Consider the following 12,601-nt stretch of genomic DNA (forward strand, 5'->3'; position numbering starts at 1 on the left):
CAATCATTGGAATTCTATCCGGCCATCGAAAAATCAGATATTCAGGAAATAAAAAAGTTTCAGGAGGAAAAACTTCAGAAACTGCTGGCTTATCTTGAAACTTATTCGCCCTTTTATCAGAAGCTATTCAAAGAAAACAATATCAATCCTGCAGATATCCGTACGTTGGAAGATCTGCGAAAAATTCCGACAACAACGAAGAACGATCTTCAGCAATACAATCACGATTTTTTCTGTATTCCGCAGGATAAAATTGTAGACTACAGTACTACTTCAGGTACTTTGGGTGATCCGGTAACTTTCGGGTTGTCAGATAATGACCTTGAAAGATTAGCTTACAACGAAGCCATTTCTTTTGCATGCGCAGGTATTCAGAAAGGAGATGTTGTACAGATGATTACTACAATTGATAAGAGATTTATGGCAGGTCTTGCCTATTTTTTAGGACTAAGGAAAATGGGAGCCAGTGTGGTAAGAATGGGACCCGGAATTCCCGAACTGCAGTGGGATTCTATTTTCAGATATAAGCCTAAATATTTAATTACCGTTCCGTCTTTCCTTTTGAAAATGATAGATTATGCGGAAAAGCATGGATTAGATTATAAAAAATCCAGTGTTTACGGAGCAGTATGCATTGGTGAAAGTATCAAAAATCAGGATTTTACAGACAATATTCTTTCCCAGAAGATCAAGGAAAAATGGGATATTAAATTATTCTCAACCTACGCTTCTACAGAAATGAGTACCGCCTTCACGGAATGTGAATTCCAGATCGGTGGTCATCATCACCCGGAACTTATTATCACGGAAATTCTTGATGATGATGAAAGTCCTGTCGGAGAAGGGGAAAACGGAGAATTAACCATCACTACTTTAGGGGTGGAGGCTATTCCTTTGTTGCGTTTTAAAACAGGAGATATCGTAAAAGCCCATTATGAATCATGCGGCTGCGGAAGGAATACCATGAGACTGGGGCCTGTTGTAGGGAGAAAACAGCAGATGATCAAGTATAAAGGAACAACGCTGTATCCGCCTGCGATGAATGATATTTTAAATGACTTCAATACTATTTTATGCTATCAGATCGTTATTCAGTCCAATGAAATAGGCCTGGATGAAATTATCATCAAACTGAGTACGGAACAGGAGCATGAAACCTTCGTTAATGAAGTACGTGATCACTTCCGTGCAAAACTGAGGGTAAGTCCTAAGATTGAAGTGGTGGATTTTGATATCCTTTCCAAAACGGTTTTTAATCCGAACAGCAGAAAACCTATCACATTTATAGATTTAAGATAAAGACACAGCATTACTATGAAAAAAATATTTTTTCTCATTCTAATAACTCTTTTCACAGGCTTAATGGCGCAAAGAGTAAGAGTTGTTTCCGGAGATTACAGATTCCTGAAGGACCAGAAATTTATTAAAGTAGTTTTTAAATTCGATGGAGTCACTTTTGCAAAAAAGAAAATCAGTGAAGAACAGTATATGAAGGACAGAATGGACGATATTGAGCAAACCGGCGGTAAAGAAGAGGCTGAAAAATGGAGGAAAGATTGGGAGTACTCCAAAGAAACAAGTTTTCCGGATAAGTTTTTAGCATCATGGAATAAAAATATTGACATCAAAGCTGCCACGAATATTGAACAGACAAAATATACACTTATTGTAGAGCCTACATGGATTTCCCAGGGTTGGTTTGGCGGGGTTATTAATGAGCCTGCCAAATTGAATTCCAGAATGACCTTTGTAGAAACCAATAACCCGGATCATGTTTTACTGGTTGTAGAAGGTGTGGAGGCAACCGGAGATAATGTAATCGGAATTCCAAACCATAACGACAGGATTGCTGAGTGCTATGCAAAAACTTCAAAAATGTTAGCTTTAAAGGCAAATCATTATAAAGAAAAAAAATAATAATTTATTGGGACTATTTTTATAATATATTTGAAACTTCAAATTTTTAGAAAAATTATAAACTATGAAAAAATTATTATTGCTAGTGTTTGTGGCAATTACAACAGTGGCTTTTGCTCAGAATCAAATCAACTTTGAATCAGGAAACTTTGATTTCTTAAAAGACCAGACAGAAGTCAATGTCCAGTTAAAATTTGATAAAGCTGTTTATCAGGAGAAAAACTTTACAGAAGCGCAGTATATTGAAAACAGAAAAGCAGATATTACAGCTAAAAAAAATGAAAAGGTTTGGCAGAACTGGGAATATCAATGGGGAAAATTTAAAGATTCAGAATATCTGAATTATTTCTTTGAAGGAGTAAACAGCAAATCAAAAAAAATTACCTTTAAAAATGATATTAAGGCCAAGTACACACTGATCATCGACGCAAAATGGATCTATGCAGGCTGGTATGGTGGAATGATCGGTTCACAGGAGGCAAAACTGACTGCAGACCTTACCTTCGTGGAAACCGATAACCCTTCCAATGTGGTCATGAGATTACAGGCTGATAAAATTCAAGGGAAAAAGATGAACAAGGATTTTGCGTGGGAATATGGCAGGATTGCAGGAGCTTATGAAGTTACAGGTAAAAAACTCGGAGCAGAAATTAAAAAAGCAACTAAATAAAAACAAAAACGGTCTGAAAAATATTCAGACCGTTTTTTTATGATTCTTTTTGCTGTTCCTGCTTTTCCATTTTGATGAGGTTTGCAAGATTTTTAATAACCGTATCATGTTTTTTCACAAAAGGATTTTCCTTGTTCCAGACATATCCTGCTAAAACCGCACAGATCTTTTTCTTTACGTCAGGATTTTCAGGCTGGTGGAAAAATAATTCCTGAAGATTTCCCGTATACCATTCCTTTACATAAGTCGTGAAAACATCTACGCCGTAAAGAATATAATCCGTATATTCTTTCTGCCAGTCAATTTTCTCACCGTTAAGTTGTCTTAAGGCCAGTTTAGCAGCAAGCATTCCCGATTCTGTAGCAAATGCCATTCCCGAAGAGAAAACAGGATCAAGGAACTCAGATGCATTTCCTGTCAGTGCATATCCATCCCCGAATAATTGCTTTACCGAGCATGAATAATCTTTCAGATGTCTTGGTTCAAAAATAAAATCTACATTACCAAAACGTTGTACATAATAATCAGAGAGAGAAATAGCTTTCCTTAATGCCTCTGTCGGATTACCGTTCTCAGACAGTTTTTCTATATATTCCGTAGGGCCTACAATTCCTACACTCGTATTTCCGTTGGAAAAAGGAATTACCCACAGCCATACTTCAGTTTCAATAATGTCAAAAGAAATTAAAGTGCCTTCTTCTCCCTCCTCTCTGTTAATATCCTCTACATGAGAGAAAATAGCAGAATGCGGAGAAAGTTTTGACGGTTTTTCAAGATCAAGCAATCTTGGAAGTACTCTTCCGTAGCCGCTGGAATCAATCACAAATTTAGAATGGATCTCCTTTGTTTCACCATCCTTGTTTTTTACAGTAGTTATAGAATCTGTACCGTTAAATTGAATATCAATAACTTCTGTTTCAAATTCAAGGTCAATACCTTTGTTGATCACTTCCTGAGCCAGCGTATTATCAAAATCAGCCCTCGGAACCTGCCAGGTCCAGTTCCAGCCCTCTCCGAATTTATCACTGAAATCAAAAATGCAGACCTCGTCGCCTCTTAAAAAACGTGCCCCCAGTTTTTTTTCAAAGCCCATTTTATCCAAAGCTGGAAAAAGTCCGGCTTCATCAAAATGATCCATTACTCTGGGGATTAAGCTTTCACCAACTACCAGTCTTGGGAACTTTGTTTTTTCGACTACCTTTACGTTGACATTGTTCTTCTTTAAGTATGAAGAAGATACGCAGCCGGAAGGCCCGGCGCCGATTACAAGAACATCAACAAATTCTTTGCTCATCTTGATTTTTTATTTTAATAATAACTTCTATCTTTGCCGCTAAATTAGTGACAAATAATTAATATTTTACAAAATTAGCAACTATTACTTTTAATTGATGAAAATAAACAACTTTTTAGAACTGAAGGATTTTCAAAAAATTATCATTGAGAACGGGAAAATTGAACTGAACGAATCACTTTTGGATAGAGTAGAGGCAAGTTTTCAGTTTTTAAAGGAATTTTCGAAAAATAAAGTAATATACGGGGTCAATACCGGTTTTGGACCGATGGCTCAGTTCAAGATTAGTGATGAAGATACCCATCAGCTCCAGTATAACCTGATCAGAAGCCACTCTTCAGGAATCGGAAACCCATTGCCTGCCCAGGAAGTAAAAGCCTGTATGCTGGCAAGACTCAATACACTTTCGCTTGGAAATTCGGGAGTTCACCAGTCTGTTATTCATTTGCTTAAAGAATTGATCAACAGAGATATTACACCATTGATTTTCGAGCACGGAGGAGTTGGCGCAAGTGGCGATTTAGTACAGCTTGCCCACCTTGCTTTGGTTCTGATCGGAGAAGGTGAAGTTTTCTATAAAGGTGAAAGAAAAGCCACAAAAGAAGTTTTTGAAACCGAAGGATTGCAGCCGATTAAAGTAGAGATCCGAGAAGGTCTGGCTTTGATGAACGGGACTTCTGTTATGTCCGGAATAGGAATCGTTAACGCTTACAAAGCAAATCAGTTAACCGATATTTCAATCAGGCTTTCCTGTGCTATCAATGAGATTGTTCAGGCTTATGACGATCATCTGTCAGAAGCTTTGAATGGTACAAAAAAACATTATGGTCAGCAGAAAGTTGCTGAAAGAATGCGTGCTCATTTATCAGACAGTAAACTGATCAGAAAAAGAGAAGACCACCTTTATACCCATTTTGAAGAGCAGGAAAAAGTATTTAAGGAAAAAGTTCAGGAATATTATTCCTTAAGATGTGTTCCCCAGATCTTAGGTCCGGTTTTGGATACATTGGAATATACTGAGAAAGTTCTTGAAAATGAGATCAATTCAGCCAATGACAACCCGATTATTAATGTGGAGGATAAACATGTATATCATGGCGGAAATTTCCACGGAGACTATATTTCATTGGAAATGGATAAGCTGAAAATCGTTGTTACCAAGCTGACGATGTTGGCAGAAAGGCAGTTGAACTACCTTTTAAATGCAAAGATCAACGAAATTTTGCCGCCTTTCGTAAATTTAGGTAAATTAGGCTTCAATTTCGGAATGCAGGGCGTTCAGTTTACGGCAACTTCTACTACGGCAGAAAGCCAGATGTTGTCCAACTCAATGTACGTTCACAGTATACCTAATAATAATGATAATCAGGATATTGTAAGCATGGGAACCAATGCTGCGGTGATTTGCAGAAAAGTGATCGAGAATGCATTTGAAGTATTGGCTATTGAAGCCATTACAATCATTCAGGCTGTTGAATATCTTGGTTTTCAGGATAAAGTGTCATCTTCTACCAAAGAACTGTATGACGAAATAAGAAAGATCATTCCGGCGTTCTCTGATGATATGGTAATGTATCCATACCTTGAGGAAGTTAAGAAATATTTAAAGACAATGTAATTATCAGTGATAATAAACTGTCATACAGATAAGGATAAAAATAGAATAAAAAAAACTAAAACTAAAATAAACACTAACACATGAAATGTGCAATTGTAACAGGCGGCTCAAGGGGAATCGGAAGAGCAGTCTGTATAAAACTGGCAGAAGAAAAAAATTACCATATACTCATCAACTACACTTCCAATGAAGTGGCAGCAAAGGAAACTTTAGCTAAAGTAGAAGAATTGGGAGCTACAGGAGAAATTCTTAAATTTGATGTAGCAAATGCAGAGGAAAGCCAGGCCGTTTTAACCGAATGGCAGGACAGAAATCCTGATGCTATAGTTGAGGTAATTGTAAACAACGCCGGCATTACAAGAGACGGATTATTCATGTGGATGCAGAGCGAAGACTGGAACAGTGTGATCAATACAAGCCTGAACGGTTTCTTTAACGTTACCAATTTCTTTATTCAGAAACTTTTACGCAATAAATACGGAAGAATCATCAATATGGTTTCTGTTTCCGGGGTAAAAGGAACTGCAGGACAAACCAATTATTCTGCAGCAAAAGGAGCCTTGGTAGGCGCAACAAAAGCACTAGCCCAGGAAGTTGCCAAAAGAAATATTACCGTCAACGCGGTAGCTCCCGGATTTATCAGAACAGATATGACAGAAGGCTTTAATGAAGACGAACTGAAAGCAATGATCCCGGCCAATAGGTTTGGAGAAGCAGAAGAAGTGGCGGATCTGGTTGTATTTTTAGCTTCCAGGAAAGCTTCTTATATAACAGGTGAAGTAGTGAACATTAACGGAGGAATTTACTCATAAAAATAATGAACAATATAACAATGTAATAATGTTGCTGAAATCTCAATATTATTGTTACCCTGCTAGACTGATACATTGTTAAATTAATATAAAGAATGGAAAATAGGGTTGTAATTACCGGAATGGGAATTTATTCTTGCATCGGGACCTCTTTGGAAGAAGTCAGGGAATCCCTATATCAAGGAAAATCCGGTATCGCTTTAGTACAGGAAAGAAAAGAGTTCGGGTTCAGATCAGGCCTTACAGGAGTCGTACCGAAGCCGGATCTTAAAAACCTTCTTAACAGACGTCAGCGTGTAAGCATGGGCGAGGAAAGCGAATATGCTTATCTTGCTACAACAGACGCGTTAAATCAGGCAGGTATAGACCAGGATTTTCTGGATGCCCATGAAGTGGGAATTCTTTACGGAAACGACAGTGTTTCTCAGGCAGTAGTAGAATCTATCGATATTGCCAGAGAAAAGAAAGATACAACATTGATGGGGTCGGGTGCGATTTTCAAATCAATGAATTCTACAGTAACAATGAACCTTTCAACAATTTTTAAGCTGAAAGGAATAAATCTTACCATCAGTGCAGCCTGTGCAAGCGGTTCCCACTCTTTGGGACTTGCATACATGATGATCAAAAACGGTTTTCAGGATATGATCATCTGTGGAGGGGCTCAGGAAACGAACAAATATTCAATGGCTAGTTTTGACGGATTAGGCGTTTTCTCTGTAAGGGAAGATGAGCCAACTAAAGCCTCACGACCTTTTGATGCAGGAAGAGACGGCCTTATCCCAAGTGGAGGAGCTGCCAGTCTTATCGTGGAAAGCCTGGAATCTGCGCAGAAAAGAGGGGCAACCATTCTTGCAGAGATTGTAGGGTATGGTTTCTCTTCAAACGGAGGACATATCTCAACTCCGAATGTAGACGGTCCGGCCCTAGCGATGGACAGAGCTTTAAAGCAATCCGGATTAAAAGCAGAAGATATCGACTATATCAATGCTCATGCAACCTCTACACCGATCGGGGATGCCAATGAAGCAAAAGCCATTCATGAGATCTTCGGAAGCGAAGTTCCTGTAAGTTCTACCAAGTCCATGACCGGGCATGAATGCTGGATGGCAGGCGCAAGTGAAGTAGTTTACTCAATTCTGATGATGCAGAATGATTTCGTTGCACCGAATATCAATCTGGAAAACCCTGACGATGAGGCGAAAAAGATAAATTTAGTCTCAAAAACGAAAAATCAAAAAATTGACGTATTTTTGTCGAATTCTTTCGGATTTGGGGGAACCAACTCCGCATTAATAGTTAAAAAATTTGATTAAAAACATGGAAAGGGAAAAAATTGTTGACATCGTTAATGATTTCTTAGTAAACGAATTTGAAGTGGATGGTGATGAGATCAGCAATGATGCCAACCTGAAAAAAACGCTCGGGCTGGACAGTCTGGACTATATCGACATGGTCGTGGTAATAGAATCTAATTTCGGAGTGAAATTAGGAGAGGCAGATTTTAAAAAAATGGTTACGTTTGATGATTTTTATACTACCATCGAACAAAAGATCGCTGAAAAAAACGCATAACTATCGATTGAACTTTATTCTTTAATAAGTAACAATAGAAAAATGTACCAGTGTAACAATAGCTTTCAAATGTTGTTACACTGGTATATTGATAAATAGGTAAACTATACTCATGAACAAATGGAAAGGTAAATCTAAAGGAACCATTTTAGGATATAAAATATTCGTTTGGTGTATTGGAAATATCGGGATCCGGAGTTCATATGCTGTGCTCTATTTTGTAGCTTCCTATTACTTTTTATTTCTCAAAAAGAGCAATCACTACATCTTCTGCTATTTTCAGAAAAGACTGGGCTATGGATATTGGAAATCAAAAGCTTCCATATTCAAAAGCTATTTTACTTTTGGAAAGGTTCTGATTGATAAAACTGCAATTTCTGCAGGTTTAAGAGAAAAATATACCTACGAATTCGATGGTGTTGAAAACCTTACCAGTCTTTTGGCCGAAAAAAAAGGAGGTGTTCTCATCAGTGCCCATATCGGGAATTTTGAAATTGCAGAACATTTCTTTGCAGATATAGACTTTGACTGCCAGATCAATCTTGTAACCACGGATCAGGAAGTGACGGTTATAAAAGAATATCTTGAAAGCGTTGCCGTAAAGCAGAGCAATATCAAATTTATCTATGTCAAAGACGATATGTCGCATATTTTTGAGATCAATCAGGCTTTGTCAAATAATGAGCTCATCTGCTTCACCGGAGACCGTTATTTTGAAGGTTCAAAATATCTAGAAGCTGATCTTCTTGGAAAAAGTGCAAAATTTCCGGCCGGCCCGTTCCTTATTGCTTCCCGTCTTGGTGTTCCCGTAGTCTACGTGTATGTAATGAAAGAAAAAAATCTTCATTACCACTTATACGCAAGAGTTGCAAAAAATATTAAAAACCGTGATTCTCAGGGGCTTCTCAATTCCTATGTGCAGAATCTGGAGACTATGATCAGAAAATATCCCCTTCAGTGGTTCAATTATTTCGATTTTTGGGATGATATTGATTAATTTTTCTAATTTTATCCCTGAAAACTAATAGATAAACTCAAATCATTAAATAAATTCAGAAATTGGTTATTTTGAATTTCTTAATTTTTTGAATTAAAAACACACAGCTTTTCTCCTTTTGAAAAAAGAATACGACATACTTGTGATCGGCAGCGGATTGGGAGGCCTTGTTTCGGCTCTTATTTTGGCCAAAGAAGGTCTGAAAGTCTGTGTCCTGGAGAAAAACAACCAATACGGAGGAAATCTGCAGACCTTTTCAAGAGAGAAACTCATCTTTGATACCGGAGTGCACTATCTGGGAGGCCTTTCAAAAGGTCAGAATCTTCATCAGTTCTTTTCCTATCTTGAAATTATGGAAGATCTGGAGCTTCACCCAATGAATGAAGACGGTTACGACAGGATTTCTTTTGGCGATGAAGATATTGAATATCCTCACGCACAGGGCTATGAAAATTTTATAGAACAGCTTACTACTCATTTTCCCAATGAAAAGCAGAACTTGGAAAACTATTGCGAAGAAATCCAGTATGTATGTGCACAGTTTCCGAGATATCAGGTGATTGGAAAAGACAGTTATAATGAGGAAATACTTCACCTCAATACCAAAAGATTCATAGAATCCGTTACTCAGGATAAAAAGCTTCAGGCAGTATTGCTGGGTTCCAATTTCTTATACGGCGGCGATTCAGAAAATACACCGTTTTATGTTCATGCATTGACGGTAAATTCTTATATCCAAAGTGCTTACAAATGTGTAAAAGGAGGAAGCCAGATTACCAAACTGCTGATTAAAAAACTTCGTCAGTACGGAGCAGAAGTGCATAAGTATTCCGAGGTTTCCGAATTTATTTTTAACGAAACCGGAGTTTTATCTTCCGTAAAAACAAAGTCAGGAAAAGAATATGCAGCGAAGAAATTCATTTCAAACATAGAGATCCGTTCCTTCATTAAGCTGATTGGAGAAGAAAGACTGAGAAAGTCGTTTCTGAACAGGGTTTTGAGCTGGGAACCCGTTTCATCATGTTTCAGTGTTTATCTGGTTCTGAAACCGCAGTCATTTCCGAACTTTAATTATAACATATACCACTATTCATCAGACGAAATGGTCTGGAATGCATTCCGTTACAACAAAGAAAACTGGCCGGAAACCTATATGCTTTCCTCTACACCCTCAAAATATCACCTGGATTACGCAGAAAGCCTTACAGCAATTTCTTATATGGATTTTGATGAGGTTAAAACCTGGGAAAAAACGGTAAATACTGTAGCGGAAGAACATGAAAGAGGACTGAAGTACGATCAGTTCAAAATGGAAAAAGCAGAAAAGATGGTCAGTGCCTTGGAAAAGAAGATTCCAAACCTGAGACATTGTATAAAAAGTATCTATACATCATCGCCATTGTCTTATCGGGATTATATCGGCAGCTTTGAGGGAAATATGTACGGTTACATGAAAAATTCGGATAATCCTCTTAAAACAATGGTTTCGCCCCGTACAAAGATCGATAACCTGTTCCTGACCGGCCAGTCTGTGAATATGCATGGAATTCTTGGAGTAACAATCGGAGCATTCAATACCTGTGCGGAAATTCTAGGAAAAGAGACAGTGGATGAACGCCTGAAACAAATGATTAGCACCAATGAAAGCAAATAACAGGCTCATTTCAGTATTCCGGGGAATTCAGCTGCTCCTTGTCCTGTCCCTTATTTCGTGTGGGATTTCAAAATCGGTCCATCATATTCCGGATCTCCGTTCGTATACTCTGGAAACACCGAAAGTTAATAAGATTAATGATTCTACGTTCAGCTTTCACCGGAACTATTTAACCAAAAATAAGCAGCAGCTCTGGGAACTTTACATCAAAGGAAATCCTTTGCAGCTTGGATATAATAATGGAGCTTTAACCCAAAACCTGATGCAGAAACAGGAAGAGATCTTCTTTTCAAAAGTGGAGGGCTTTGTTCCGTCAAAATTTAAGCAGAAACTGCTTCGCGGATTCCTGAAATGGTACAACAGGAAAATGTACCTGAATGTAAGGGAAGATTATCAGGCAGAATTATATGGATTGTCGCAATATTCCTCGGATAAATATGATTTTATTGCCCCAAAATATCTCCGGAATCTTTATCTCCACGGAGCCCACGACATTGGTCATGCCATGCAGGATCTCGCTATGGTAGGCTGTACTTCACTGGCCGTATGGAACGAAAATACGGAAGATGGTCAATTGCTGATCGGAAGGAATTTTGACTTTTATGTAGGAGATGATTTTGCCAAAAATAAACTGATAGAATTTGTAGAACCGGACACCGGAATTCCTTATATGTCCGTAAGCTGGCCGGGAATGATAGGCGTGGTTTCCGGGATGAATAAAGAGGGAATAACAGTAACAATCAATGCCGGAAAATCCAAAATTCCTTTAACCGCCAAAACCCCGATCTCCCTTGTAACAAGAGAGATTCTGCAGTACGCGAAAAATATTGATGAAGCCATTTCTATTGCAAAAAAGAGAAAGGTTTTCGTTTCCGAATCTATTCTGGTTGGAAGCGCACATGATAAAAATGCAGTGATTATTGAGGTCTCACCTAAAAACTTCGGAGTATATAAAGTTGAAAATACCAGCAGAGTATTTTGTACCAATCATTTTCAGTCCGAAGCATATAAAGACGATAAAAGGAATCAGAAGCATATCCTTGAAAGCCATTCAGAGTACCGCTACGAAAAGCTTCAGGAACTTCTTCAGGAAAAGGAAAAGCTCAATCCTGAAAAAATGGCCGCTATTTTACGGGACAGATCCGGCTTAAAAGGAAAAAAAATAGGCTATGGCAATGAAAAAGCAATCAATCAGCTGCTGGCTCATCATGCTGTTATTTTTTCACCAGAGAAAAGACTGGTCTGGGTTTCTTCAAACCCTTATCAGCTGGGCGAATTCGTATGCTACGATCTGAATAAAATTTTCTCGGATGAAATGCCTGATAAAAGCCTGAAGGCAAAAACAGCCTTGAATATCGCCCGAGATTCTTTTGCGGATTCAGAAGAGTTCAACAATTATGAAATGTCCAAAATGTTAGGTGAGGAAGTGGGTAATGCCATAGATAATAAAAAGGATATCGCATTAACGGAAGATTTTATTCCTTATTATCAGTCCATGAACCCGGAATTTTGGTTTGTCTACTATCAGGCAGGAAGGTATTATTTCGGCATAAATGAATTTTCAAGAGCCAAAATTGAGTTTGAAAAAGCTCTGACAAAAGAAATTACCACTGTTCCGGACAGAGAAAATGTTCAAAAATATCTGAAGAAAACTTTAAAAAAGTTAAAATGATCCCCAGACACATAAAACTTCTTTTCTGCATACCTTTTATAATCATTCTTGCTTATACAGCTTATCTGTTTGGAAGATACAGTTCCATCCCGGATACTATACCGATTCACGGATATGGCGGAAAGAATGACGGATCCGGAAGTAAATTATTTCTTTTTGTACCCATCTTATTAAATCTCGTTATTTTAGTTTTCATTTGGCAGATCATTAAAAAACCGGAAAAAATCAAGTTTACTTTTGAAGTGAAAGAAGAAGACCCGTCCAAAACTTATTATCAGTATCAGCTGGTTTTAGTCATTCTCGCAATATTTGTAACGATGATCATGGGCCCGTTATCCTTTTCGGATGTTGTTTTCAAATAATTTTTATAGAAAATTTTCCAGTGATCCCGA

At 37.9% G+C, this 12,601-nt stretch carries 12 protein-coding genes; 11 read left to right on the plus strand and 1 reads right to left on the minus strand.

The window, feature by feature from the left end; translation table 11 throughout:
* Window positions 1-6 precede the first annotated feature (6 nt).
* The 3 genes from ACQWU4_RS11960 (at window position 7) to ACQWU4_RS11970 (ending at window position 2,587) form a co-directional block, all read left to right on the plus strand.
* Complete coding sequence (locus tag ACQWU4_RS11960; protein ID WP_429935986.1) at window positions 7-1,299, plus strand: phenylacetate--CoA ligase family protein; 1,293 nt, start codon at window positions 7-9, stop codon at window positions 1,297-1,299.
* Between the two features lie 15 nt (window positions 1,300-1,314).
* Window positions 1,315-1,917, plus strand: a complete 603-nt coding sequence (locus tag ACQWU4_RS11965; RefSeq protein WP_429935987.1) for a hypothetical protein — start codon at window positions 1,315-1,317, stop codon at window positions 1,915-1,917.
* A 64-nt stretch (window positions 1,918-1,981) separates the two neighbouring features.
* Complete coding sequence (locus ACQWU4_RS11970; RefSeq protein ID WP_429935988.1) at window positions 1,982-2,587, plus strand: hypothetical protein; 606 nt, start codon at window positions 1,982-1,984, stop codon at window positions 2,585-2,587.
* A gap of 37 nt (window positions 2,588-2,624) precedes the next feature.
* Here the strand turns inward: ACQWU4_RS11970 and ACQWU4_RS11975 are convergent, their stop codons facing one another.
* Window positions 2,625-3,881 (minus strand): NAD(P)/FAD-dependent oxidoreductase, encoded by a 1,257-nt coding sequence (locus ACQWU4_RS11975; RefSeq protein ID WP_429935989.1) that lies wholly within the window; start codon window positions 3,879-3,881, stop codon window positions 2,625-2,627.
* A gap of 97 nt (window positions 3,882-3,978) precedes the next feature.
* On the opposite strand from ACQWU4_RS11975, the gene ACQWU4_RS11980 reads away from it, so the two are divergent.
* From ACQWU4_RS11980 to ACQWU4_RS12015, 8 genes are all read left to right on the plus strand, one after another.
* Entirely contained in the window at window positions 3,979-5,499 is a 1,521-nt protein-coding gene (locus ACQWU4_RS11980; RefSeq protein ID WP_429935990.1) for an HAL/PAL/TAL family ammonia-lyase, read from the plus strand.
* An 80-nt stretch (window positions 5,500-5,579) separates the two neighbouring features.
* Window positions 5,580-6,311, plus strand: a complete 732-nt coding sequence (fabG, locus tag ACQWU4_RS11985) for a 3-oxoacyl-ACP reductase FabG (RefSeq protein ID WP_429935991.1) — start codon at window positions 5,580-5,582, stop codon at window positions 6,309-6,311.
* A gap of 95 nt (window positions 6,312-6,406) precedes the next feature.
* Window positions 6,407-7,627, plus strand: coding sequence for a beta-ketoacyl-[acyl-carrier-protein] synthase family protein (locus tag ACQWU4_RS11990; protein ID WP_429935992.1), 1,221 nt, complete (start codon window positions 6,407-6,409; stop codon window positions 7,625-7,627).
* A gap of 4 nt (window positions 7,628-7,631) precedes the next feature.
* Complete coding sequence (locus ACQWU4_RS11995; RefSeq protein ID WP_034727052.1) at window positions 7,632-7,886, plus strand: acyl carrier protein; 255 nt, start codon at window positions 7,632-7,634, stop codon at window positions 7,884-7,886.
* 112 nt (window positions 7,887-7,998) lie between these two features.
* Window positions 7,999-8,883: a lipid A biosynthesis acyltransferase gene (locus ACQWU4_RS12000; protein ID WP_429935993.1), complete on the plus strand. Its 885-nt coding sequence runs from the start codon at window positions 7,999-8,001 to the stop codon at window positions 8,881-8,883.
* 118 nt (window positions 8,884-9,001) lie between these two features.
* Window positions 9,002-10,537 (plus strand): phytoene desaturase family protein, encoded by a 1,536-nt coding sequence (locus ACQWU4_RS12005; protein WP_429935994.1) that lies wholly within the window; start codon window positions 9,002-9,004, stop codon window positions 10,535-10,537.
* Window positions 10,524-12,209, plus strand: a complete 1,686-nt coding sequence (locus tag ACQWU4_RS12010) for a C45 family autoproteolytic acyltransferase/hydolase (protein WP_429935995.1) — start codon at window positions 10,524-10,526, stop codon at window positions 12,207-12,209. Before ACQWU4_RS12005 ends, ACQWU4_RS12010 begins: the two co-directional genes overlap by 14 nt.
* Window positions 12,206-12,571 carry a hypothetical protein gene (locus ACQWU4_RS12015; protein WP_429935996.1) on the plus strand — a complete coding sequence of 122 codons (366 nt, stop codon included), beginning with the start codon at window positions 12,206-12,208 and terminating at the stop codon, window positions 12,569-12,571. The genes ACQWU4_RS12010 and ACQWU4_RS12015 overlap by 4 nt, the downstream gene beginning before the upstream one ends.
* The last annotated feature ends 30 nt before the right edge of the window (window positions 12,572-12,601 follow it).

The sequence above is a fragment of the Chryseobacterium sp. MIQD13 genome (assembly GCF_050496705.1).
Lineage (GTDB): Bacteria > Bacteroidota > Bacteroidia > Flavobacteriales > Weeksellaceae > Chryseobacterium.